This window comes from Ochrobactrum chromiisoli (genome assembly GCF_026241335.1).
Classification (GTDB): domain Bacteria; phylum Pseudomonadota; class Alphaproteobacteria; order Rhizobiales; family Rhizobiaceae; genus Brucella; species Brucella chromiisoli.
On sequence record NZ_JAPHAV010000004.1, the window covers coordinates 31,067 to 54,894 of the forward strand.

A 23,828-nucleotide genomic window follows, 5' to 3' on the forward strand; every position below is an offset into this window, starting at 1 on the left:
TCATTTAATGCAGGATCCACACTATCCCAGATATCAGAATCAGCAGGATTCAGGATATCAGGACTATCAGCAGGGCTATTATCCGGACCAACAGCAACCGGAACCCCCGCTTGATCCGGCGATGGAGAAGGTCCGTCGCAAGATGATCCGTCTGCTTGCGGTTTCCATAGGTGTTATGTTGATTGGTCTTATGGCTGTGCTTGTCGCAGTTGTCTACAAGATCAATCGCGCACCGGAAACTCCGCCTGCGGCCGAGGCGCGTTCTGACATCCCTGGACAGGTTGCGGAACCTCTTAAGCCGGAGCCTCCAAAGCTGATTGAATCGCAGATTGAGCTTGCGCCGGGCACACGCTTGCTGTCGCAAAGCCTTTCCGGCGAGATGCTTTCCCTGGAAACGCTTCTGCCGGATGGCGGTACTGAACTCATTATTTATGACTATCGCGAATCACGAATTGTGGGGCGCGTTAAGCTTGGTAATGTAGAGTGAACGGGATTTCCGGGCGGCGGTTTTGCCGCCCATATCATTTCTAGATGCTGGTCTAGATACTGGCATTGCGCTTTTTCGCGGTCGAGGCTATATCAGCAACGACGATCCAAACTCCGCGCCCATCGTCTAGCGGTTAGGACGGCGCCCTCTCACGGCGCAAACAGGGGTTCGATTCCCCTTGGGCGTACCAGTCATCCCAAGTAATTGGCAGACACCAAAGCTGTTTGGAATATAAGCACGCAGGCGTTCAACAACGGGCATACGATATGCCAAAAGCAGAAAATGCCAGATAACCGGGCTAATACAATCTCGCTGCCCTTTAACGGTCGCTGCAATGCCAGCCACCCGTGGGGTCTGGGCAGCATTTAATCTGCTGCCCATCCCAATAATAATATTTACATTGTTCATCAGATGGTAAGTCAACTCCGGTCTCTGCCAAGCTGATGTTACCTGCAATTATTAGAATGGAGAAGGCCAGTAAGAATGAAGCATAATTTCCCATGACAGACCCATTTATAAATTAATTTTTATATAAACTATATTATGGAATTTATTTATTTTAATAAATATTAAACTAAGTAAACTTATTAAAAGCATATATTCCATATGGCGAAAACTGCAGTGCAATATACGGCACAATTCAAGGCATCGCGGCCATTCGCTATGCATAGCGCACTATTTTCAGGTTTTAATTGAGATAATGATTCAGCTTCCGCATATTCGGCTGATGTAATACAGATGCACCCAATTAATGCTGAAAGTATAACAAATTTACGCATTATAATTTCCTCCCATTTATTATTATTGTGCATCCATTTTCTTATTATAAATATATTATTTCAACGGCAATTTTTCATGAACAAAATATTGGGGTTGGGATAGCGGGATTATATGTCCAAGCGCAGATGCAAAGTGATTTGCTCTTGGTTCGATGTGAGATCAAACTTTATCATCGAAAAATGAGGATAGCTGGAGCAGAGCCATGAACGGACCGAAAAGGATTATCTCAGCAGTTTCGTTTGTCTTCATGGCGGCATTGCTGGCGGGTTGCATGGGCAGCCCGTACAATGATGGCTACCGGAATTACGAGCCGTCTTATGGCGGTTATTATGGTGGGTCTACAGTGGTTTATCGGTCTGGACCGAGATACAATTCAAGATATTATCGGGATGACCGGTACTATAAAGGGCGCCATTATCGTCGCGGCGACAATTATAACAGACCGCCGCAGCGTCCAGATGATAAACCGGATGAACGCCCTGTTGCGAGACCGGCGCCGCCACAAAGCGAAACGAACGTACCGCAGGAAGCTTTGCGCAGGCTTATGCGGTCGAAACAGGAATAAGTTTCGGCATTCTGGGCGTCGTCTTGCGAGGCTAAAGCATGTTGCGGAAAAGTGGGAACCACCTTCGCGTGAAAATCAGTCCACCGGACTGATTTCTATTCCCGCTAGGATTTGAGAACGCCGTGCATCTAAACAAGAAGATAGAGCGAGCGTATTGGGTGCGGTTATGCGCGACGCGCTCCAATCGCTTGCCAGTCCTGAAAATTTTGCTTTAGGTTGCAAGCTGCCATGCAGAGCGTTGACCTGATCCGTCGAATTGTTACACGCCCAGCTTCATTGGTGGTATGCTTAAAAAAGAGCACAATGACCTGAACGGATAACTGTGCAGGTCTGGAACATTCCGCTCTTAAGCAAGAAAGCTTCCATCATGGCAAAAGGCCAAGTACGCAGCAATCGTGAAGTGCGCAAACCGAAGAAAGACAAATCAGCTTCTGCTGAAAAGGCATCTGGCCCCGCAATCGGGCGCTTCGCAACCCAGATCAAGGAAGCTGAAAAGCAGAAGAAGTAGTTGACAGAGACTGCTTGCCACATCTGTCTTTCCTAGAGCATGTCGCGGAAAAATGAGAACCGCCTTTGCGGGAAAATCAGTCCGCCGGGCTGATTTCTATTCCCGCTACGATCCGAGAACGACATGCGTGAAAACAAGGTAGGCGTGGATGTGCCTGCCTATTTGTATAATCCCCATAACGGAGTTTGGTATGATTGCAGCCTATATCGGATCTGCTGCGGTGAGTGCCGGTGTGTATCTTTTGTTGAAACGCAAGGCGCGAAAGACGCGGCTTATCATCTCCTGGAGCGTGTTTCTGGTTCTGTGCGCACTGTTCACCATCTGGTTCATCAACACCGGAGGGGAGTACGGAATTATGGGTAAAAACGGTATTAATCCCGATTGGGCGAGACAATAACACGCCAGTTTATTTGCTTGGAACCAGCCGGTTCGAATTGACCCTAATCAATGCATTTCTTCAGCAGATAATCGATTATAGCAGCATCGACAGGCAATTTTCTTGAGACGTTTTTACGAGGATGGACAAAAGTCGATAGTGCGTATCTATTTGTTGAAACTATACTGGAGGGGATTATGGGGACACGGCTTCAATTGGCATCGATCATAAGTTCGATTGCGTTTATCGTTTTGATCGGCATCGGCTTTATCGTAATCCTGACAGTGCCGGAGCTTTCACAGAATCCGGCCTATCCTATGATCTGGGCAGTGGTTATCAGTGCCATCATCACGCCCATCGTTGGCTGGATAATCGCGATTAAAATACTCAAGACGCGATAAGATCAATCTGCGTGGCGCTTTCCGATCCGCGTGAAATGCTGCGTCGGCAAACAGGGTTCACATCTGCACCATAACGTCTGGAACGTTGTAAAAATGGGCAGGGAACACAGTTTGTCGATTGATCAAACATGCGGATTACAAAATGGCTTGGGGAGATATTCTCTCTTCCAGTTGCAAAAATTTGCAACTGGCGCCTTGCGGGTGCATAATCAGGCCATGAGTGAATCGCACAAAAAACCCGATTATGAGCAGGAGCTGAGGCAGGCTGGTATCCGCATTACGCGGCCACGCCGCATCATCCTCAACATATTGACTGAAACGGAAGATCATCCGGATGCGCTGGAAATTTTCAGGCGCGCTGTTGAGGTTGATAATAGTATTTCATTATCAACCGTTTACAGAACTATGAAGCTGCTGGAGGAACTTGGGGCTATCCATCGCCATGCCTTCGCTGGCGGTCCATCGCGGTTTGAGCAGGCGAATGGGGCACATCATGACCACATCATCGATATGGATTCGGGGGAAGTGGTTGAGTTCAGCTCTGAAAAAATAGAAAAATTGCAGGAAGAAATCGCCCGGGCGCTCGGATATGAAATTGTGCATCACCGGCTCGAACTTTATTGTAAAAAAATCGAATCCTGACGGAACCAAACTTTTGGATATCCGTTCATGTTTTCGAGGACCACGATAAGCCCCGCAAGCGGTCCTCATTGGCCAACAACAATGTCCCCGTTTGAAGTTGGCTGTGAGAATGTCGCGCAGACGCCCCCCGTTATGTCGCCGACGTTCCGCATCTTTAAGGAAAGCCGTTGTGGTTCAAACCATGACGGCTTTTCTTTTATGAGTGGGGAAATGTGGGAAGGTCTTTCAGGCGTCGAATTGCTCTGCCGGAACGTGCAGGGAATAGACTGCACCTGAGCCATCAACGCGGTATTCTGCATGTCCGTTCACCGCTTGCGGCACAATGCGCTGCAGGACCGCACTGCCAAAGCGCGGGTCGTGCTGAAACACGTCCGGCATGGCCGGATTGGTTTCTTTCCAATAAAAGAGCAGTTCGTCTTCGCCTGCATCGGTCTGGAGAATTTTTGCAGAAATGATGACGCGGCCATAAGGAATCGATAATCCGCCAAAGGATGTTGCATTGACGATCAGCTCGTGCAGAGCAAGGCCGATATGCAGCGCTGCACCCGGAAACAAATAAGGGTTGTCGCCTTCAATGCTCAGCCGTTCATCATTGATATCGATATATTTTTCGATTTGGGACTGCACAAGATCGACAAATAAGGCACCGTGCCAGTTGGAATCGGTCACCAGATCCTGCGAATAGGACAGAGACTGAATGCGTCCGCGAAACTTGAGAAGAAAGTCATCGACAGAATCAGTGAAGCGCGCCGTTTGGCTGGCAATGCTCTGCACAATGGCGAGCAGATTTTTCGAGCGATGGCTCACTTCGCGCAACAGGGTTTTTAAAACTTGTTCGCGGCGTTTTAGTTCACTGATTTCCAGCGCCGTTGTAACAAGGCCAACAACGTTGCCATTTGCATCAAGATCACAATCAATGTGAAAGTCGATCCAGCGAAGCTTGTCGCCATCATTAATGGCCAGCTCAATATTTTGTGCCGTTCCGGTTTCGATTGCTGTGCGCTTTGCTTGTTCGAGCCTCGACATTGACGTCGAGAAAATAAAATCACAATCCCGTCCACCCGCTTTCCATTTCTCCTGCCAATAGCTGGGAATGTTCTCCCCCCAGGCATAAAGCATATCGGGCGTCTGGTAGAGCACGCAGATATTGCTGTTTCGCACAGCGCCCAGCAATGCGCGCAATCGTGACGCATCAGACTTTGTTTCGTTGAGGGGGGATGGGGTTAACGCGGCCATGAATGCCTCAATTACCATGCGTTGTAGAGTGAAAAGGAATGGGTGAATAACAAAAGCTTGGTTGATAAAAACAAGAAGCAACAGGCAATAATTTCAATAATTTTGGATCAACACTGTGATGAATAACCGCGCCGTTGACGAAGGTCGTGCAACGGCGCAATTTTTGCTGGCTGCCTTGCAAGGCGGTGAGCCGCCTTGCAAGAGCCGACAGGATTAAGCCTTGCGGATAGCCGAGGCGATCAAAGATATGACCAGCAGGGCGAGGAATACGAAGAAAAGAATCTGCGCTATACCCGCTGATGCGCCGGCAATACCGCCAAAGCCCAAAGCGCCTGCGACCAGCGCGACGACGAGAAAGACAAGAGCATAATAAAGCATTGTGGGTCTCCTTTTCATTGATTGAAAGGGAAACGTCTGATCGTTGCTTTTGGTTCCTCGAAATAGACAATTTGAAGGTCCAGACTGCAAATAAATCGCGCTTTTTAGCACATAGTTGTCAGTTTAACGCTGACACCCCCGCAAGAAGTCATTCTTTGCAGGGGTGTCACTTTGCGTCACATTTCCAGTTCAGGCTGCAACCTGAGCGGCTTCTTCAAAGAACAAAGCCTGGCTGATAAGCGCCTTGACCATGTCTGGATTAAACGGCTTGGTCACAAGGAAGGTCGGTTCAGGGCGCTCGCCGGTCAAGAGCCGCTCAGGGAACGCGGTGATGAAGATCACGGGGATTGTGCCATCCTGCAAAATCTCATTCACAGCATCAATGCCGGAACTGCCATCAGCCAATTGAATATCCGCAAGCACCATTCTCGGCTTTTCGCGGCTATAGAGCGCAAGCGCTTCATCCTTGGTGCGTGCAATGCCGACGACTTCATGGCCAAGACTCTCGACCATCTGTTCGATGTCCATCGCAATAAGCGGTTCATCTTCGATAATCATAATTCGCGTTGCCACCTGTTTCGAAATTTCTGTCGAAGCAGATGTCAAAATACGGCCGAATTCACGCTCATCGATTTCAAGAATTTCAGCGGCTTCCCGATCATTGAACCCTTCAACAGCGACGAGCAAAAAGGCCTGTCTCGGCAAAGGGGAAATATAAGAAAGATTTCGCGCTGCCTGCTTTTCCCATGCAAATTCAGAGGCAGGCTCCGGAATTTCGACAGAGGCCGTTTTATACAGATTGCAGAACAACCGATAAAGCGCGATCCGGTCTGCTGATGCAGGCGGGAAGATGCTGATGTCTGCGATCAATGCTTCCAATGTCGCAGCAACATAGGCGTCGCCTGATGCCTGCGAGCCTGTCAGAGCACGCGAAAAACGGCGGAGATAGGGAAGATGCGGCGCAATACGCGTCGATAACGTCATGGTTTTTGGACTCCTCATTGCCGCACTTCTTGCTTTTTACACTCACCGACAGGACGCGAAAGCTCTTCGGCAATGTTATAGAGCACGGCATAATGCTACACAAACGTTGCAGTTTGAGAAAAGTTCCTCGAGATTTTAAAAAAGTGAGGGAACTTTTTCAGAGTGGGCGCATTTAGCCTCCAGAGTAATGCATTTGTGATCGTGGAACAGGGCGAGATGCCTGGAATGAATAAGTGATGACAGAAAAGAAAAACCTTCAAGCGAACGGGGCCGGGATCCGGCTCAACGGGCGCGTCCGGAAGGACATTTTAGGACCTAACTGCGAAGTCGGTCTCAAACTCAAAGCGCTTTATACCTCAATACAGGAAGAGACAATTCCGGATCGTTTCCTCGACCTTTTGGAAAAACTCGATCAGGCTGAACAGGAGAGTACGCGTGGGCAAAGCACTGGTTCCGTCGGCTGAAGAGTTGGCGCAATTCAAGCGCGAACTCCTGGCCTCGCTGCCAAGTTTGCGTGCGTTTGCGGTATCATTGATCGGCCAGCATGATCGTGCTGACGATCTGGTTCAGGACACAATTATGAAAGCCTGGGCCAAGCAAGAATCCTTTGAGTTGGGAACCAACATCAAGGCATGGCTGTTTACGATCCTGCGCAACGAGTTTTACAGCCAGATGCGTAAGCGTGGTCGTGAGGTGCAGGATACGGACGGTGTTTTCAGCGAACAACTGGCTGTGCATCCATCGCAATATGGCACGCTTGATTTGCAGGATTTCAAGGTAGCGCTCGATCAGCTGCCTGATGACCAGCGTGAGGCCATCATTCTGATTGGAGCGTCTGGCTTTGCCTATGAAGAGGCTGCTGAAATCTGTGGCTGTGCTGTTGGCACGATCAAAAGCCGTGTCAGCCGTGCGCGCACGCGCCTTCAGGAGATACTGCAAATTGAAGGCGATGCAGACTACGGGCCGGATGCCAATTCATCCCGCGCCACGCTGAGAAGCTTCGCCTGACGCCTGTGCTGATGCATGCAAATGCCGGAAACAGACCGGGAAAGCATTTCCTGTTTTGATTGAATTATTGGAAATGCTCTGCCGGTTTGTTTTCACGCAATAGGCTACGAATTTCGGTTTCGGCATACCAGGCCGTGTGGACAATTATATTCTGGTTCGTGGTATGGAGATACACGCCACGGCGGCCTTTTCTGCTGTTCAGAAACAAAACCTTCTCATGCCACGACTGAAAAATAATTGTCCACACGGCCTAGGCACTTGAAGAGTTCGCTTTACTAATATTTGCTTGTCAAACCATTATGGAAGATCCGTGCGGTCCTCCGCACTGGTTTGTAACTTTGAATTCTTGTGGATTTGCCGTTGTCATCAGCCTTTTCAAACCGCCTGTTCAAACCTTCGATGCGCCCGATTGCCTTTATCGTGTCGCTTAGTCTGGTTTTGTTATCGGCGTTGATAACCCTGTTTCTTTCCTATGGTGTGAACAAACAGGTTGTCGATATTTCAAGGAACTTTGAACTGCGCGAGCAGGTCAACAGGGTGACACGCATTGCCTATAATATTGAGATGAGCCGTCGCGGATATCTTCTGACGCTGGATGAAGATTATCTTGATCGCTACGAGCGTTCGATTGCCAATATTGACCAGACGCTGGATGATCTTGCCGTCATGACAGAAAATAATCCGCCGCAGCATGCGCGGGTTATAGAGATCAAGTCGCTGGTTAAGCAGGGTCAAAAAGATGTTCGTGAGACGATCATTCTTGCCAGGCAAGGCAAGATTGGCGAGGCCACTCAACAACTTCGCAGTAACGAGGGCAAAAATCTGCGCGATCAGCTTGCGCAAACAGTGTCGCAATTTGTCGCCACGGAGGGACAGGAACTTGCACAGCGCAATGCCTATATAGACAGGATGCGCTCCTTGCTGACGGCGACTTCGATCGTCGCGCTTACCTCAGCAGCCGTGCTGGGTTTTTTGCTTTTGTCACGTGTTCAGCGCGCGGCACGTCTGCTCTTTGAAGGGCAGTCGGCTTTGCTGTCTGAGAAAGAGCTTCTTGAGGAACGCGTGAAAGAGCGAACAGCGGAGCTCGAACGGGAGCGTGCTGTTGCTGAGCATGAGCGCAAACGGGTTGAAATCCTTTTGCAGGATTCAAACCACCGCATCGGCAATTCACTGGCCACTGTTTCTTCGTTGCTTGGCCTGCAATTGCGACAAACGCGCAGTGAAGAAGCCCGCGCGGCCCTCGTTGCGGCGCGCGATCGGGTGCAGACGGTTTCGACCGCGCATCGCAGGCTCCGGCTGGGCGAGGATATGGAATCGACGCGAATTGATGAGTTTCTGGAAACAGTTATCGAAGATATCCGCGAGGGAATTGCGGATGATCGCCAAATCACTTTCACAACGGATTTTGCGCCACTTGATCTCAAAGCGCGGGATGTTACGACAATCGGTATCATTCTGGGCGAGCTTATCACCAATGCGATCAAGCATGCTTTCAAGGGGCGGCAAGGCGGTCGAATTTCAGTTAGCTTCAAAAATGACGTTGAGAGTGGAAAGCCTGCTTTGATGGTCGAAGATGACGGTATCGGCTGGCAGGGTGGCGATACGGATAATGCGCGCGAACAGAATGGCCTTGGCACGCTGGTGGTCGAGCAACTTTGCATGCAGTTTGGCGAAAAGCCGGTTTATTCGACGTCCGAAGATGGTACGGGAACACGCGTGATCGTCCGGTTGTCCTCCCTTGTTCACGCGCGGCCAGATCAGGAGCACGAAGCTTCGTCATAAAAACGGCCCCCAACGAAACATCGCGGGGAGCCGGTCTCATCTGTTTTGCTTATCGTAAAATCAGCGCTTCGTCTTATTTGAAAGCAAGCTCACCAGCGCTATGCCTGCCAATGGCAGTGCGACAGCGAGAATTGGACGTTTCAGAATTGACGGCACGGTTGCAATTGCAGCCGTTGCCACGAGTGCTGATTTGTCTGCGGCGATACGCTCTTTGCGTTTCTTTTCTTCTGCCGCAGCCTGAACTTTGAGCACTGCAATGATAAGCAGAGCAATGATAATCGATAGCCCTGCGAGAATGAGTGCAGCAATCGGCCCGCCGTAATTTTGAGCCAGTGCAAGAAAAGCGGCGACGCAAAGAAACACAACCGCGATCAGTCCGAAGACAGCAATTGCCGCTCCAAAAATTGCAGCACGTTTAGCACGTCCGGTGAGAAGCTTTAGCTCATCACCGGCAAGCGTTGCCACGACTGGTGCCAGAAGCTTCAGCATGGCGCGGATCAGCGGCGCGAGAGAAGGGCGAGCAGATAACCGATACCAACAGCCGTCGCCAGCGATGCAATCGGTTTGGCCCGCACTGTTTCGGTCAACTGCGCTTCGACATCCTGCGCTTTGCTTTTCAGGTCATCGACAACGTCTTCACCCTGCACATATGCGCTTTTATACGTTTGCTTGGCGGTGCGTTTCGCATCGCGCACAGTCTGGGAACCAAGATTCGCCAGGGTTGCGGCGATGGCAGCAATATCTTCCTTCAGCTGCTCGACCTGAGACTGAAGGTCTTCAGTTGTCGAATCGGTCAGTGCCTCTTCGAGATTTTCCTCAATCTTACGCGTGTTGGTTGTTCCGCGCGCCATGTCAGGCCTCCTGTTTAATCACTGTTTGCAACATATGTTGTTCGACGAGTGGTCTAATTTCTAAAATTGCATCCCACGGTAACAGACGTCGAGCCAATTTAGGCATCAAGAAGACGACAAGCAACCGTATCAATTCACCACAATAACGTTGTTACGGCGCAATGGTTGCATGTTCAGGCATAAGTCAGCAACTCAAACCATGACGATCTGCAAGTCATGGTAAATATCGCTGGAATCGTTTGCGCTGACGCGTCCTGTCTTACGCAAAAAACAGATAGGCTGCGCAAGCGACAGTGATGAAAGCCAGACCGCCGTAATAGGATGGCTTTAATGATCGCGCGCGAACAGGCAATGGATCATCGTTGCCTGCCATCGCCATACGAGCAGCGTTTTCAAGTGCCTGAATGTCTTTAAGCATCATGAGCCTCTCCTCCCGAATTCCGTTCAGTCCCAGGCAATGATTGGAAATGCCCAAACTATCCCCAAACTGTCCATTGCAGCATATCACGCCTGATTTGAAGCTTTTATGCAAGTGCTATCCCGATAAGGGGATCAGCGTTCTTGGGGGCAGCAGGTTTGAGAAATTTATGTGTTCAATCCTAAAAATAGCAGCATTTTCAAAACATGACTTGCATCATCATATTAATGGGAGTTAAGAAAAGGCCTCAAGTGGCATGACAGGCGGCGGGGCAGTCTGCATGATTGATCTGTCATGTACGCTCGGACCTGAACAATCAAAAGGCGATGAAAATGACTGGTTTCTGGCGAAAAAGCTTCATGGCTGCGGCGATGGGCATGGGGCTGCTGGCATTTGCGGGTTCTGCACTTGCACAGGAGGCACAGCAGCCTGCCAACGATAGCCCCGCTGCGACCAGCCCAGCCCCCGTTCAAGCACCGGCAGCCCAGCCCGCCATTATACCATCCGCAACCCCAGCAAGTGAACCCAATGCAGCAGAGCCACTGACCGCAACCGAGGCGCCCCCTGCTTTTGTCCTGCCGCATGACCTTTCGCCATGGGGTATGTTCATGGCCGCCGACTGGGTTGTGAAAGGGGTGATGATCGGTCTTGCGGTTGCATCACTTTTAACCTGGACGATCTTGATCGCGAAATCGCTTGAACTGGCCGGTGCTCGCAGCCGCGCCAAACACGCATTGAAGATCATTGGTCATTCGGCGACACTTTCCGAAGCTGTTCGTACACTTGAAGGCGCGAAGGGACCGGCTTCCATTCTGGTCCGCGCTGCCGAAGATGAAGTTCGTCTTTCTGGCCCGGCATTGGCGCGTGCCGGAGGGGAAGGCCTTAAGGAGCGCGTTACCTCGCGCCTGTCGCGCATCGAAGCAAAAGCCGGACGCCGTCTTTCCAAGGGTACGGGCATTCTGGCAACCATCGGTTCGGTCGCGCCCTTTGTCGGTCTTTTTGGAACTGTGTGGGGCATCATGAATTCGTTTATCGGCATCAGTCAGGCACAGACGACCAATCTTGCTGTTGTTGCTCCGGGCATTGCAGAAGCGTTGCTCGCCACGGCCATCGGCCTTGTTGCGGCCATTCCTGCCGTTGTTATCTATAACGTTTTCGCCCGTTCAATCACTGGTTACCGCGCGCTGCTTGCCGATGCTTCAGCGGGCGTTGAGCGTCTGGTAAGCCGGGATCTTGACTTCAGAACAGCTGGCGTGCGTGAAGGCGCGCTGCACGCAGCGGAGTAGTATCATGGCTGGCAAAGTTCGAGAAGGCGATGGCGACGATCTGGAACTGAACCACGAAATCAACGTGACACCGTTCATCGATGTTATGCTGGTTCTCCTGATCATCTTCATGGTTGCGGCCCCTCTTGCGACTGTGGACATCAACGTGGATCTGCCTGCGTCGACTGCAACACCTGCACCTCGCCCTGACAAGCCGATCTATGTGACGCTCAAGGAAGATTTATCCATCAGCGTTGGCAACGACACGGTTGCTCGCGAAGGACTGGGGCAAAAGCTTGACGGTGTGTCTGAGCGAAACAAGGATGCGCGGGTCTTTTTGCGGGCTGACAAAATGGTTGGTTACGGTGAATTGATGCGTGTGATGAACCTGCTGCGAGAAGCTGGCTATCTCAAGATTGCGCTGGTCGGCCTTGAAACTGTGGGGGCTGCCTCTGATGGTTCAGCACCAGCCTCTGCGCCGGTTGGTCAGGGAGCACAGTAAATGGACAGATTGCCGCCCGAACATCCCCCCCTTAAAAATGTGGCATCGACGGATAGCCATCATTATTCCTTTTGGCATGATGCAGGGCGTTGGATTGGTGCGGGGATTATCGTCTTAAGTGTACATGCTGCCGGCGCCTATGCGATCAGCATGAATCAGGATGAGGATCAGCCGGATGGCGCGCAGGTTGCTGCCATGGTGGTTGAGTTTGCACCTGAGCCGGAAGCTCCGATGGAAGAAGTGGTGTCCGAAGCACCTCAACAGGAAACGGCTGTAGAGCCTGTCGAAGAGGTTCAACCGGAGCCCGTCGTTGAGGAGATCAAGGAGCCGGAACCAGAGCCGGAGCCTGAAGTGATCAATGAACCGGAAGAGGTAATTCCGGATATTGTTGAGGCCCCTAAGCCGGAAGTGGCTGTACCGGCTCCGGTCGAAAAGCCGAAGCCAAAGATTGAAAAGCCGAAGGAAGAGAAGCCAAAGGCCGAAAAGCCAAAGCCGGTCAAGAAAATCGAAAAGCCGAAGCCAAAGCAGGCGGAGAAGGCCAAGGAAACGCGCCAGGCAAGTGCGCCGCGCATGGACGTGGATTCGGGTGCCAAACCCGTTGCCAATCGCCGTGGCGACAACAACGCATCAGCTGGTGTCAGTTCCAATAAGTGGCAGTCGAAACTTTATTCGCACTTGTTGCGCCGCACGCGTTCATTGCAGCGTCAAGCTGGCAGAGGTGTGAAAGGGACGGCACAGGTTGCGTTTGTCGTTGATCCGTCTGGTAATATTCTCTCTGTGAAACTGGCGCGCTCATCGGGCAATCCAACTGTTGATGAACTGGCTGTTCAGGCCACGCGCAACTCATCGCCCGTGCCTGCGCCACCCGCCGCAATTGCAAAGCCGCGGATGCCAATCACGGTGCCAATTCAGTTCAAATAGGCAGCGAAGCGATGTCTTAGAGCAACTCCGGCAAAAGCGGAAACCGGTTTGTTAAACTCTACATCGAGCATCACCAGCCCGCTTCCGCCAATAAAAAAGCGCGGAATGTCCGCGCTTTCTGATGCTTTATCTCGCATGCCGATCAGGCAGCGGCACTTTCCGAAGAAATGACGCTGATAATATCATTGACGACCTTCTCAACGAGAACACGATCATCGCCTTCCGCCATAACACGGATAAGCGGCTCGGTTCCCGAAGGGCGAATAACCAGACGGCCTTGCGTACCAAGACGGTCCTGCGCCTCATTAATCGCGCTCTTGACCTTCTTGTTCTCAAGTGGCTTTCCGCCAGCGGTACGCACATTCTTGAGAAGCTGTGGAACCGGCTCAAACTTGCGGCACAATTCGCTCAGCGGCTTATTCTCTTCCTGTGCAACGGCAAGGATCTGCAATGCAGAAACCAAGCCATCACCCGTGGTCGCAAAATCTGACAGAACAATATGCCCTGACTGTTCGCCACCCACATTAAAGCCATGCTCACGCATATGCTCAACCACGTAACGATCACCGACCTTGGTGCGGGCGAGCGTCATGTTATGATCATGCAAAAAGCGTTCGAGGCCGAGATTCGACATAATTGTCGCAACGATACCGCCGCCTTGCAAACGGTCAGACCGAGCCCATGATTCGGCAATCACAGCCAAAAGCTGATCGCCATCAATCACCGTGCCGTTTTCATCGACAAGCAGAACACGATCAGCGTCGCCATCCAGTGCAATACCAACATCGGCGCGCACTTCATGCACTTTCTTCATCAACCCAATCGGATGGGTCGAGCCACAATCCTCATTGATGTTGATGCCGTTTGGCTCGTCATTGATGGTAATGACCTCCGCGCCAAGCTCCCATAGCGCTGCAGGTGCAACCTTATAGCCCGCGCCATTGGCACAATCGACCACAACCCGCAGACCATTGAGCGAAATATTGCGTGGCAGCGTGCGTTTCGCAAATTCGATATAGCGATAGATATCACCATCAACGCGCTTGGCCTTGCCCACTTCACCATGGGTCGCAAGATGCGCGGACAAATCACTGTCGATCAGGCTTTCGATCTTCAGCTCGATTTCATCGGACAGCTTGAATCCATCAGGACCGAAAAGCTTGATGCCATTATCATAGAAAGGATTATGCGAAGCCGAAATCATCACACCAATATCAGCACGCAAAGAACGGCAAAGCATAGCAACGGCCGGCGTTGGAATTGGACCAAGCAGGAAAACATCCATGCCGGCAGCGGTGAAGCCCGCAACCAGTGCGTTTTCCAGCATATAGCCGGAACGCCGCGTATCCTTGCCGATCACAACGCGTGAGGCCTGTCCCTTGCGACGGAAGATATGACCGACAGCCATACCAACTTTCATGGCAATATCAGGCGTCATCGGAAAGCTGTTGGCCTTGCCGCGAATGCCGTCGGTTCCAAAATACTTGCGTGTCATATTCTTAGCCTTGCGTTGCGCCATAGAGCTGTCTCGAAGCAAACAAATATCAGTCGCTGTTAATTCCTAAGGCAGCAATGGCATCCGAACTTCCTGAGCCCGGCAATCGATTGTCTGCGTTATTAGCGCAAAACCACCCGTCATTGCAATTTCACCTTTCGGGGAAACAGACCACTTTAAAGCATCAATTTCCAAATCTGTCCTATGATGCGCCGAAATCCTTAACCGAGCCTTTCCGACAAAACTCGCTGTGAAAGCAGAAAAGCCGGGCAGACTGCCCGGCTATTCATAATCATTACAGATGCTTATTGCGGCTGCGGGTTCGGTTCCATGCCAGGCTCACTGCCCGGTTCATCACCCTTGCGCTTACGCTTGCTTCCCGCTTTCGGAACACCTGAACCGCGCGACGGCGTATCATTGCCCTGATCACGCGATGGCTTGTTGCCTGCGATCAGTTCCCTGATTTCATCGCCGCTGAGCGTTTCATATTCCAGAAGACCTTCCGCCAGTGCAATCCAGTCCGCACGCTTTTCCGTCAGGATGCGGGTGGCATCGGCATAGGCCTCATCAATCAGGCGGCGCACTTCGGCGTCGATGATCTGCGCGGTTTCTTCCGAAATATTCTGCGTGCGCGAAACCGAATGCCCGAGGAAAACCTCTTCCTGATTGTCACCATAAGCCACACGGCCAAGCTTGTCGGAATAACCCCACTGCGTGACCATCGAACGAGCAAGTTTCGTCGCCTGCTGAATATCGGAAGAAGCACCAGACGTAATGTTTTCCTTGCCGAATTTCAGCTCTTCCGCCACACGGCCACCCATCATGATCGCCAGACGCGAGATCATCCATGTATAGGTCGCTGAATAACGATCACCTTCAGGAAGCTGCATCACCATACCCAGCGCACGCCCGCGCGGAATAATGGTTGCCTTGTGAACAGGATCCGAACTCGGAACATTGAGCGCAACGATCGCGTGCCCTGCTTCATGATAGGCCGTATTGGCCTTTTCTTCCTGCGTCATGGCGGAGCGGCGTTCCGCACCCATCATGATCTTGTCCTTGGCGTCTTCGAATTCCTGCATGGTCACAAGGCGCTTGTTGCGGCGTGCGGCCATCAGGGCAGATTCGTTGACGAGATTGGCAAGATCCGCACCGGAAAAGCCCGGCGTACCGCGTGCGATAACCTTGAGATCAACATTGGGTGCAAGCGGAACATTGCGCACATGCACTTTGAGAATCTGCTCGCGGCCCACAATATCAGGGTTCGGAACGACGACCTGACGGTCAAAACGGCCCGGACGCAACAATGCAGGATCAAGAACGTCAGGACGGTTGGTTGCAGCAATCAAAATGATCGATTCATTGGCTTCAAAACCATCCATCTCAACCAGAAGCTGGTTAAGTGTCTGTTCGCGTTCGTCGTTACCGCCACCAAGACCGGCGCCACGATGACGACCGACAGCATCGATTTCGTCGATGAAGATAATGCAAGGCGCATTCTTCTTGGCCTGTTCGAACATGTCACGGACGCGGCTTGCACCAACACCGACGAACATTTCAACGAAGTCAGAACCCGAAATCGTGAAGAACGGCACATTGGCTTCGCCTGCAACAGAGCGCGCGAGCAAAGTCTTACCGGTTCCGGGAGGACCAACGAGCAGAACACCACGTGGAATCTTACCACCCAGACGCTGAAATTTCTGCGGATCGCGCAGGAATTCAACAATTTCTTCCAGATCCTGCTTGGCTTCTTCAACGCCCGCAACGTCCTGAAACGTCACGCGACCATGCGCTTCGGTCAAAAGCTTGGCCTTGGACTTGCCAAAGCCCATCGCACCGCGCGAACCACCCTGCATCTGACGCATGAAGAAAATCCACACGCCAAGAATAAGAATCATCGGCAACCAGGAAAGCAGAATGCCTAAAAGCGAGCTGGATCCATCGCTTTCAGGGCGAGCAGTAATCGTCACGCCTTTATCTTCAAGGCGCGAAACCAGCCCAGTATCGCCGGGTGAATAGGTCTGAAAGGTCGAGCCATTATCAGCAAACGTACCGCTAATCCGCTCACCAGTGATCGTAACCGACTTCACGCGCCCATTGGAAACGTCATCGATAAACTGGGAATAGGAAACTTCACGGGAATTCGTGCGCTGGCCAGGACTCTGGAACAGGTTGAACAGCGCGATCAAGAGCAGGGCAATGATCGCCCAAAGGGCGAAGTTGCGATAGTTCGGATTCATAACGGGTCCAATCGATACCACGGCCACCCCGCGAGAACGGGATGATGTTTCGTTCTAACATAGGATCGAAGGAAGGCCTTGCCAAGGCGCGAGAGCCGCACAGTCTTCGATTCTTATCAAACTGGTTTATAAAAATTAGGACATTGTCGTCCAAAACGCTGCTCAAAGGCTTTTGCCAGCGCAAAATCATAGCCAGGAAGAACGTGATCAAAGAGCGCGAAGTGCTTTTCGATGCTGATTCCCGCAGGCAATTTCTGCCCGTCGAGTATTGGAAGCTGCGAAAGTTTGCCGTCTTCATAAATCGCAGGCAAAACAAGCAAAGCTTCGCGCAGCGCAGAATCAACTTCCAGTCCCGCACCTTTAACGAAATCGCCAAACTCCTGCCGATCCGGTGCCGCCACCTTCAAGGAAGCTGTTCCATCATTGTGGAAACGGAACCGACCATCCCAGATGATCTGCTGCCCCGGATCAAGACGCATAACGGGAAGATTGCGCCGCTCACGTCGAAAGCAGTGCGGCTGGCCGTTTTTGCCAAGTTCGATAAGCGCGCCAAAAATTGTCAAGCGGTCCACTTTCTCATGACCTGACAGAAGCTTTTCAATGCGCGAGCGCTCGGCATCACCGGGCAAAAAGCGGCGCCCTCCGGCAAGCGAAGCAAGCAGCCCCGATAAAAGCCGCCGGATATTTTCTGGCAATGCAGCATAGACATCCGCATCGACCCCAATCGTGCCAAACGGGTCCATTTGAAGACAATGCGCATTTGCCAGAGCAGCAATCAGAATTGCGTTGTCACGCTGACGCGCAGCGCGCGCCACAGCGATTTTTTCGAGAACCATGGCGGGGTCAGCCAATGCTGCTGTGGTTGCGCGCACCCGCGGACGTTCATAACGCGTATTGACATTGCTTGGATCATCAATCCACACAACACCCCGCTGACAAAGCATATCGCGTAAGACAGCACGCGACAGATGAAGCAATGGCCGGATAAGCTCAACCGAATTTTCGAGCCTCGAACGCGATGCCATGGCCGCAAGTCCACGCGCTTCTGAATGCGAGCTGCGCTCTTTGCGCATCAGAAATGTTTCGATCTGATCGTCGCTTGTGTGGCCAGTGGCAATAACATCTGCACCAGCCTCATGTGCTGCCTGAACCAGCAGGCGATATCGGGCAGAACGTGCGGCTGCGGCAATGCCTGTCTTCGGCTTGGCGTCGTCCCATGTCAGCGTGCGATGAGAAAGCCCATGCGCTTTGCAAAGCTTCCCGACATCAGCCGCTTCTTTGGCCGATTCGGCCCGCAAACCATGATCAATGGTGACAACGGTGATCGACGGCGGGGACTTGAGCGTCGCGAGATAGTCTTTCAGCAAAAACAGCAATGCCAGTGAATCACTGCCACCTGAAACAGCAGCGACAATTCCTTTTGCATGCTCTAATTCGAAAGGTTTTAAAATATCGACCGGGGAAAGCCCCACGAATGATCTCCAAAATCAGCATTTAATCCGTTTACGTTCATCCGTAACCCGCTTCAAAATGGCGGGTGCGGCGCTCGGATAACGCTCGGGAATTTGCTTGAATGTCGCGCAGGCGACATCGTTATTGTCCATCTTTTCAAGCGTCATACCAAGCTTGAACATGTTTTCCGGGGCACGTTTGGACTCTGGATAATCGCGTTGCGTATCGATGAAAACAGTCGCAGCTTCAGGATAACGTGATTGGCCGTAAAGCGATTCACCCAACCAGTAACGCGCTTCGGCAGTGGCCGGATCGGCTGGATAGCGTTTAATATGTTCGCGAAAACCTGCTTCAGCCGCTTTGTAATCGCCCGACATAAGATATTGATAGGCAGCCTGATAAAGCGAATTCGGATTATCATCCGTCGGCAGAGACGCCACCGCATCGCCTCCCGGCACGGCTGCACCCTGTTCCGCCGGACGCGGCTGAACATTGATCGTTTCGCCGATTACATTGCCATTGTTATCAAACTCGATGGAGCCAAGCGTTTTTGGCGGCTCCCCACGTTGCGGCCCGCCTTGTGAGGCAGCGCCTGAACCAATAGCCATGGAATCGGCGCCCGATGCATTATTGGCCGCCGTCTGTGAAGAAGAACCGAGATTCCCGTCCTGCATTGTGGTTCCCGAACCCCCGTTATCAGGGGTTCCGGTGGCTGTTGCGTCGGCAAGTGACGTTTCACCTGCCTCCTTGCCTGCATCAGCGCGCCCACCTTCGAGCTTCTGGAACCGGCGTTCATTTTCTTCCTGCATTTTCTGCATCTGGTCCTGAAATTCCAGAACCTGAAAATTCATGGCTTCCGCGCGGTTACCAAGCTTATCCGCAATATCAACCGGATTACCCATGCCCTGCGAACAAAGATCCCCACCCGGAGGTGGTGCTGCCAATGGTGCACTCTGACCAGCACTTGACTGGGTGGAAGCTGTGCCACCGTTTTTCTTTTCCAACTCTTCAAATCGGAAGAGATTGTCGTCCTGCGTTTTTTGCAGCAATTCGTCGGTAAAACGAATCTGCGCATCCACATCCTCAACCTTGCCGGTCAGGTTGCGAATGAGTTCCTGCTGCAAGCCGGGGCTCTGGTAGCCACCCTGCCCGCCTGTGCCACCGCTATCACGCATGGCGTCATCGAGAATGGCTGTCGAACCAATGACAACATGATTCTGTGCGCCGCCCTTGCCTTTTTCAAGTGCCCGGAAACGGGTTTCATTATCACGCTGAACCTGAAGCATCTTATCGCGAAGTTGCAGGATGCGGGCGTATGACTGCGCATTCTGATGCGCAAGATTGCATATCTGCTGCGAAAACTGGCCACCCCCGAGATCGCCCGCCTGCGCAATCTGGATGGTTCCCTGCTCAGAAGAAACAGATGCAGCCAGAACCGGAGCACCCGCCAAAAGCGGCAGCATGGCAAATGCCAGTGTCACTTTTCTCATTGGTTTCCTCATTCCCTTTCGCCCCTATTGCTCATGTACCCTAAAACCTTTCGACCGCGGTCATCATGTTCATGCTCATCGTGATATTTGATGCCTGAATATCAACTGAACACCCAACTTCGCGCGGCCCTCTTTCGCTTTTAGAGAAAATCCATAAAAAGCAAAGATGCTTTCCCTATCACACAGGTGAGTTCGGCCAAAATTTGTCGAAGATGCCAATAAGTCGGTCCCTGAAACAAAAAAAGCAGCCCAAAGGCCGCTTTTTCTGGATTAGGTTCAGGCGATTTTCTGAAACTTAGCTACCGGCACCGTTGAGAACGGTAACCGCACGGCGGTTCTGCGACCAGCAAGAGTTGTTGTCGCAAACAGCCACTGGACGTTCGTTGCCGTAGGAAACGGTACGCATACGGCTGGTTGGAACGCCACGAGCCGCAAGGAAATCACGGGTTGCAGCAGCACGGCGCTGGCCGAGTGCAAGATTGTATTCGCGTGTGCCGCGCTCGTCCGCATGGCCTTCAATCGTGACCGAATACTGCGGATAACGCTGCAACCACTGAGCCTGCTTCGACAGAGTCTGCTGTGCGTCTGCACGGATCAGCGACGAGTCGAGGTCAAAAAGAATGCGGTCACCGACGTTCACAGTGAAATCCTGAGAAGAGCCAGGCGCTGCTGCACCACCAGCAAGACCAAGATCTCCGGCATTGTTCGGAAGGTTCTTCTTGGACGCACAACCGACAACGGCGAGCGACATGAAAAGGGCAATAGCGATAGGGCTACGTGCGATCGACTGGAAACGGCGCATGGGCCGGAGCTCCTTAAGATTTGATGTTCCTGCGTGACCAACCAATAATCATATTTAGGTTAAGGCAGGCTCAAGAAGTATGGTTAACAATTCCTTATGGCCAAATGCAGAACGGCTTTTCAGTTGCAATTCTCCTTTTAGGCCATGATGGCTAAATGCGGCAGAAACACGACCCAACGGCCTGAATTATGGCATTTTACCGAAAAAAGCATGAAACAAACAGATAGAGCATTTCCAATGTTTCAATCAAAACTGGAAATGCTCAACGTTTCACACCCTTAGGCTCACCATGAAGGTAATTACTCAAGCAATGGCGACCAGGCTGGATCTGAACCGAAGTTCGGAGTCTGGATCTGACGCTCATTACGGCCTGTCAGATCAATCGTGAAAAGCTTGGGACCACCAGCACCAGCGGCCTTGCGGAAGAACATCAGCACGCGGCCATTGGGAGCCCAGGTCGGGCCCTCATTATGGAAGCCGGAAGTCAGAAGGCGCTCACCCGTACCGTCGGTTTTCATGACACCAATGGAGAACTGACCCTGCGACTGCTTCGTGAAAGCGATCAGATCACCGCGCGGAGACCAGACAGGCGTCGAATAGCTGCCATCCCCTGCCGAAATGCGGCGTGGATTGGAACCGTCAGCACCCATGACATAGAGCTGCGGACGACCGCCACGGTCCGACGAAAACACGATCTGCGAACCATCGGGCGAATAAGAAGCACTCGTATCAATTGCCTGACTGCTGGTCAGACGTGTCGTCGTGCGGTTACGCAGATCCATCGTATAAATATTGGCGCTGCCATCGTCCTGCAAAAGGCTCATGACAACCTTCTGTCCGTCCGGCGAAAAGCGTGGTGCAATCGACATGCCGGGGAAGTTGCCAACCAGTTCGCGCTGACCGGTTTCCAGCTGCAACAGATAAACGCGCGGCTGACCACCGGCAAACGACATATATGTCACTTCCTGACGGTTCGGCGAGAAGCGTGGCGTCAGCGCCATGTCACGACCGTCAGAGAGATAGCGCACATTCGCGCCGTCCTGATCCATAATCGCCAGACGCTTCACACGCTTCTGCGCAGGGCCCGATTCATCCACAAAAACAATGCGTGTATCAAAATAACCCTTTTCACCCGTCAGGCGCTCATAAATCGCATCTGCAATAATATGCGCAACACGACGCCAGTTATCGGGCGTTGTGAAGAACTGCTGACCGATCAGCTGCTGGCCGCCAAACGTATCCCAAAGGCGGAATTCAGCCTTGAGCCGTCCATCGGGCTGCTTGGTAATACGACCTGTCACCAGTGCCTGCGCATTGATCACTTTCCAGTCTTCAAAACGCGGCGATGCATCAGGGTTGGATATCTTTTCAATGAAAGCCCCCTTGTTGATCGGCGCAAAAAGGCCCGAACGTTCAAGATCGGCTGCAATGACCGACGTGATATTCGCACCCAGCTGATCACCCGAAAGAAAATCGGTGACCGCAATTGGCAATGGCTCAACCACACCCTTGTTGATGTTGATTTCCACCACCGCACGCGCAGGCATGGTGGCCACCAGGCTCGCAGCAATCATACAGGCGAAAGCCGAAAAAACGATCCGGATCTTTTTGTTCATGATGCCGATTTTCATGTCTTTAGGGACCTCTTTTGTCCTTTGGCCTCGTTAAGGCAATCGATAGGAGTGACCAGCAAGGCTGATCAGAACATTTCACTCGGGTCGAAGTTGACGATCACTTCCGACCATGAATCATATTTGTCTGCTGGCAGGTTATAAGGTGCACAACGGGCCACAGCGCGTTTCGCACTTTCCGCTGCTGCACGACCAACACCGTCAGTGCCACCACCAGATGTCACTTCAGGAACACCCTGAATAGAACCATCCTGATTGAGATGCATCTTCACCGTGACAATCAGTCCTGGCGCGTCTGCCACACCGGCAGGCACATTCCAGCACTTGGAAATGGCACCACGAAGCGCATCCATTTCATTCTGGCTCAATTTTGAGCCACCCGTATTCTTCTTGCCGCCAAGCGATGCCTGATCGGTCGAACGCTTTGCACCGCCGCCTGATGTCTTCTGCTTGTTGAGAAGCGCTGCCACTTCATCAGCAATCGCATCATTTTTCGATTGCGACGTCTGCGAGGCCGACTGCGTCGGCTTCTTTTCTTCCACAGGCTTGCGATCCGGCGTTTTTGCCGTCTGCGCCTGCGGCGGTTTTGGCTTTGCCTGTGGCGCCGGCACATTATCCGGCAATTTCGGTGCCGTCTGGTCAGGAGCTTCCGCCTGTTTTTCGATCGCTTCTGCGACCGGATCAGGCTTCACGTCCTGTTTTGCTTCAGGCTTGGTTTGCACTTCCGTCGCAGGAACCGGTGTCGGCTTTTCCTGCGGCGTTGGTTCGGGCTTGGGATCAGGCTTCGGCTCCGGCTTTTTCACCGGCTCCGGCTGTGCCTTTGGTTCCTCAGCCGCTTCAATTGGCTTGGCCTTGTTGTCTGGTTTCGGCGGCGTCTGAAGATCGACTTCATTGTCACCGACATTCTGGGCATCCGGTACGGTGTTCGGCTTTTTGGTCGGAACGGGCGCCGACTTTTCCTTCATGGGCGCAGTTTTATCGCCCTGCTGGATTTGCGTGATCGATTCGATCGGCACGATGTCGACCGGAAATGATTCCGAATCCTGCACGTCGAAAGGCTTCGGCGAGGAAAACGAAACCACAACCAGCGCAAGCGCAACGGCATGGAGTGCAACAGAAGATATCAGGCCAGCCTTCATGATGCCGTCAGCTATCCTGCTCCTGGAGTGTCACAAGGCCGATATTCTTGAAACCGGCGGCGGAGATACGAGCCATAACCTTCATGACAGTGCCATAATCGGCAGCCTTGTCACCGCGCACAAAAATGCGCTCTTCATACCCGGTTTTGGCAATCGCCTGAAGCTTGGGAACCACTTCATCAATCGGAATTTCAGTTTCCTGAATAAAGATCCGACCTTCGTTGTTGACCGAAACAGTGATTGGCTGCGTATCGGCATTCATGGCCTTGGCCTGCGTATCGGGCAGATCAATCGGCACACCAACCGTCAGAAGCGGTGCGGAAACCATGAAAATGATAAGCAGCACCAGCATCACGTCCACGAATGGCGTAACGTTGATCTCGCTCATTAATGCCTTCTTGCGGCCACGCCTGCGGCGACCACCCGATTGCATTCCCTGATTTCCAACTGACATGCCCATTTCAATATTCCCGAA

Annotated in this window: 26 protein-coding genes and 1 tRNA gene; 13 read left to right on the forward strand and 14 right to left on the reverse strand. The window is 52.1% G+C overall.

Features of this window, described 5'->3' with window-relative positions; genetic code table 11:
* Positions 1-7: 7 nt before the first annotated feature.
* From OPR82_RS10720 to OPR82_RS10750, 7 genes are all read left to right on the forward strand, one after another.
* Complete coding sequence (locus OPR82_RS10720; RefSeq protein ID WP_265984777.1) at positions 8-487, forward strand: hypothetical protein; 480 nt, start codon at positions 8-10, stop codon at positions 485-487.
* A 115-nt stretch (positions 488-602) separates the two neighbouring features.
* Positions 603-677 (forward strand) — tRNA-Glu (locus tag OPR82_RS10725).
* Between the two features lie 792 nt (positions 678-1,469).
* Positions 1,470-1,832, forward strand: a complete 363-nt coding sequence (locus tag OPR82_RS10730; protein ID WP_265984778.1) for a hypothetical protein — start codon at positions 1,470-1,472, stop codon at positions 1,830-1,832.
* A 367-nt stretch (positions 1,833-2,199) separates the two neighbouring features.
* Complete coding sequence (locus OPR82_RS10735; protein ID WP_265984779.1) at positions 2,200-2,340, forward strand: hypothetical protein; 141 nt, start codon at positions 2,200-2,202, stop codon at positions 2,338-2,340.
* Positions 2,341-2,530: 190 nt separating this feature from the next.
* Positions 2,531-2,737, forward strand: coding sequence for a hypothetical protein (locus OPR82_RS10740; protein ID WP_265984780.1), 207 nt, complete (start codon positions 2,531-2,533; stop codon positions 2,735-2,737).
* Positions 2,738-2,913: 176 nt separating this feature from the next.
* Positions 2,914-3,117, forward strand: a complete 204-nt coding sequence (locus OPR82_RS10745; RefSeq protein ID WP_265984781.1) for a hypothetical protein — start codon at positions 2,914-2,916, stop codon at positions 3,115-3,117.
* A 216-nt stretch (positions 3,118-3,333) separates the two neighbouring features.
* A complete protein-coding gene (locus OPR82_RS10750; RefSeq protein WP_265984953.1) occupies positions 3,334-3,759 on the forward strand; it encodes a transcriptional repressor in 426 nt (141 codons plus the stop codon).
* Between the two features lie 225 nt (positions 3,760-3,984).
* Here OPR82_RS10750 and OPR82_RS10755 read toward each other — a convergent pair whose 3' ends face one another.
* From OPR82_RS10755 to OPR82_RS10765, 3 genes are all read right to left on the reverse strand, one after another.
* Entirely contained in the window at positions 3,985-4,995 is a 1,011-nt protein-coding gene (locus OPR82_RS10755; protein ID WP_265984782.1) for a sensor histidine kinase, read from the reverse strand.
* 213 nt (positions 4,996-5,208) lie between these two features.
* Positions 5,209-5,373, reverse strand: a complete 165-nt coding sequence (locus OPR82_RS10760; protein ID WP_006473348.1) for a DUF1328 domain-containing protein — start codon at positions 5,371-5,373, stop codon at positions 5,209-5,211.
* A 189-nt stretch (positions 5,374-5,562) separates the two neighbouring features.
* A complete protein-coding gene (locus OPR82_RS10765) occupies positions 5,563-6,357 on the reverse strand; it encodes a response regulator (protein WP_265984783.1) in 795 nt (264 codons plus the stop codon).
* Between the two features lie 236 nt (positions 6,358-6,593).
* Here OPR82_RS10765 and OPR82_RS10770 point away from each other — a divergent pair, with 236 nt between their 5' ends.
* The 3 genes from OPR82_RS10770 (at position 6,594) to OPR82_RS10780 (ending at position 9,147) form a co-directional block, all read left to right on the forward strand.
* Positions 6,594-6,821, forward strand: a complete 228-nt coding sequence (locus OPR82_RS10770) for a NepR family anti-sigma factor (RefSeq protein ID WP_265984784.1) — start codon at positions 6,594-6,596, stop codon at positions 6,819-6,821.
* On the forward strand, positions 6,793-7,365 hold the full coding sequence (locus OPR82_RS10775) for an RNA polymerase sigma factor (RefSeq protein ID WP_265984785.1): 573 nt from the start codon (positions 6,793-6,795) through the stop codon (positions 7,363-7,365). Before OPR82_RS10770 ends, OPR82_RS10775 begins: the two co-directional genes overlap by 29 nt.
* 360 nt (positions 7,366-7,725) lie before the next feature.
* Positions 7,726-9,147, forward strand: coding sequence for a sensor histidine kinase (locus OPR82_RS10780; RefSeq protein WP_265984786.1), 1,422 nt, complete (start codon positions 7,726-7,728; stop codon positions 9,145-9,147).
* Positions 9,148-9,207: 60 nt separating this feature from the next.
* Here the strand turns inward: OPR82_RS10780 and OPR82_RS10785 are convergent, their stop codons facing one another.
* From OPR82_RS10785 to OPR82_RS10795, 3 genes are all read right to left on the reverse strand, one after another.
* On the reverse strand, positions 9,208-9,636 hold the full coding sequence (locus OPR82_RS10785) for a phage holin family protein (protein ID WP_265984787.1): 429 nt from the start codon (positions 9,634-9,636) through the stop codon (positions 9,208-9,210).
* 8 nt (positions 9,637-9,644) lie between these two features.
* The gene (locus OPR82_RS10790; RefSeq protein WP_265984788.1) at positions 9,645-9,998 is read right to left on the reverse strand and encodes a DNA gyrase subunit B; all 354 of its coding nucleotides are present in this window, start codon (positions 9,996-9,998) and stop codon (positions 9,645-9,647) included.
* A 259-nt stretch (positions 9,999-10,257) separates the two neighbouring features.
* Positions 10,258-10,419, reverse strand: coding sequence for a hypothetical protein (locus tag OPR82_RS10795; protein ID WP_265984789.1), 162 nt, complete (start codon positions 10,417-10,419; stop codon positions 10,258-10,260).
* Between the two features lie 329 nt (positions 10,420-10,748).
* Here OPR82_RS10795 and exbB point away from each other — a divergent pair, with 329 nt between their 5' ends.
* The 3 genes from exbB to OPR82_RS10810 are packed head-to-tail and all read left to right on the forward strand — an operon-like array spanning position 10,749 to position 13,104.
* The gene (gene exbB, locus OPR82_RS10800; RefSeq protein WP_265984790.1) at positions 10,749-11,702 is read left to right on the forward strand and encodes a tonB-system energizer ExbB; all 954 of its coding nucleotides are present in this window, start codon (positions 10,749-10,751) and stop codon (positions 11,700-11,702) included.
* Positions 11,703-11,706: 4 nt separating this feature from the next.
* On the forward strand, positions 11,707-12,183 hold the full coding sequence (gene exbD / locus OPR82_RS10805) for a TonB system transport protein ExbD (protein ID WP_265984791.1): 477 nt from the start codon (positions 11,707-11,709) through the stop codon (positions 12,181-12,183).
* Positions 12,184-13,104 carry an energy transducer TonB family protein gene (locus tag OPR82_RS10810; RefSeq protein ID WP_265984792.1) on the forward strand — a complete coding sequence of 307 codons (921 nt, stop codon included), beginning with the start codon at positions 12,184-12,186 and terminating at the stop codon, positions 13,102-13,104. It begins immediately after the preceding gene.
* A 142-nt stretch (positions 13,105-13,246) separates the two neighbouring features.
* Here OPR82_RS10810 and glmM read toward each other — a convergent pair whose 3' ends face one another.
* The 8 genes from glmM to tolR all read right to left on the reverse strand — a co-directional run bounded on the left by glmM (position 13,247) and on the right by tolR (position 23,813).
* Complete coding sequence (glmM, locus tag OPR82_RS10815; RefSeq protein WP_265984793.1) at positions 13,247-14,599, reverse strand: phosphoglucosamine mutase; 1,353 nt, start codon at positions 14,597-14,599, stop codon at positions 13,247-13,249.
* Between the two features lie 305 nt (positions 14,600-14,904).
* Complete coding sequence (gene ftsH, locus OPR82_RS10820) at positions 14,905-16,839, reverse strand: ATP-dependent zinc metalloprotease FtsH (RefSeq protein WP_265984794.1); 1,935 nt, start codon at positions 16,837-16,839, stop codon at positions 14,905-14,907.
* 116 nt (positions 16,840-16,955) lie between these two features.
* Entirely contained in the window at positions 16,956-18,311 is a 1,356-nt protein-coding gene (gene tilS / locus OPR82_RS10825; protein ID WP_265984795.1) for a tRNA lysidine(34) synthetase TilS, read from the reverse strand.
* A 15-nt stretch (positions 18,312-18,326) separates the two neighbouring features.
* Entirely contained in the window at positions 18,327-19,793 is a 1,467-nt protein-coding gene (gene ybgF, locus OPR82_RS10830; protein ID WP_265984796.1) for a tol-pal system protein YbgF, read from the reverse strand.
* A gap of 283 nt (positions 19,794-20,076) precedes the next feature.
* Positions 20,077-20,583: a peptidoglycan-associated lipoprotein Pal gene (pal, locus tag OPR82_RS10835; protein WP_265984797.1), complete on the reverse strand. Its 507-nt coding sequence runs from the start codon at positions 20,581-20,583 to the stop codon at positions 20,077-20,079.
* A gap of 299 nt (positions 20,584-20,882) precedes the next feature.
* The gene (gene tolB / locus OPR82_RS10840) at positions 20,883-22,214 is read right to left on the reverse strand and encodes a Tol-Pal system beta propeller repeat protein TolB (protein WP_265984798.1); all 1,332 of its coding nucleotides are present in this window, start codon (positions 22,212-22,214) and stop codon (positions 20,883-20,885) included.
* Positions 22,215-22,282: 68 nt separating this feature from the next.
* On the reverse strand, positions 22,283-23,353 hold the full coding sequence (locus OPR82_RS10845) for a cell envelope integrity protein TolA (protein ID WP_265984799.1): 1,071 nt from the start codon (positions 23,351-23,353) through the stop codon (positions 22,283-22,285).
* Between the two features lie 7 nt (positions 23,354-23,360).
* The gene (gene tolR, locus OPR82_RS10850; protein ID WP_187544039.1) at positions 23,361-23,813 is read right to left on the reverse strand and encodes a protein TolR; all 453 of its coding nucleotides are present in this window, start codon (positions 23,811-23,813) and stop codon (positions 23,361-23,363) included.
* Between the last annotated feature and the right edge of the window lie 15 nt (positions 23,814-23,828).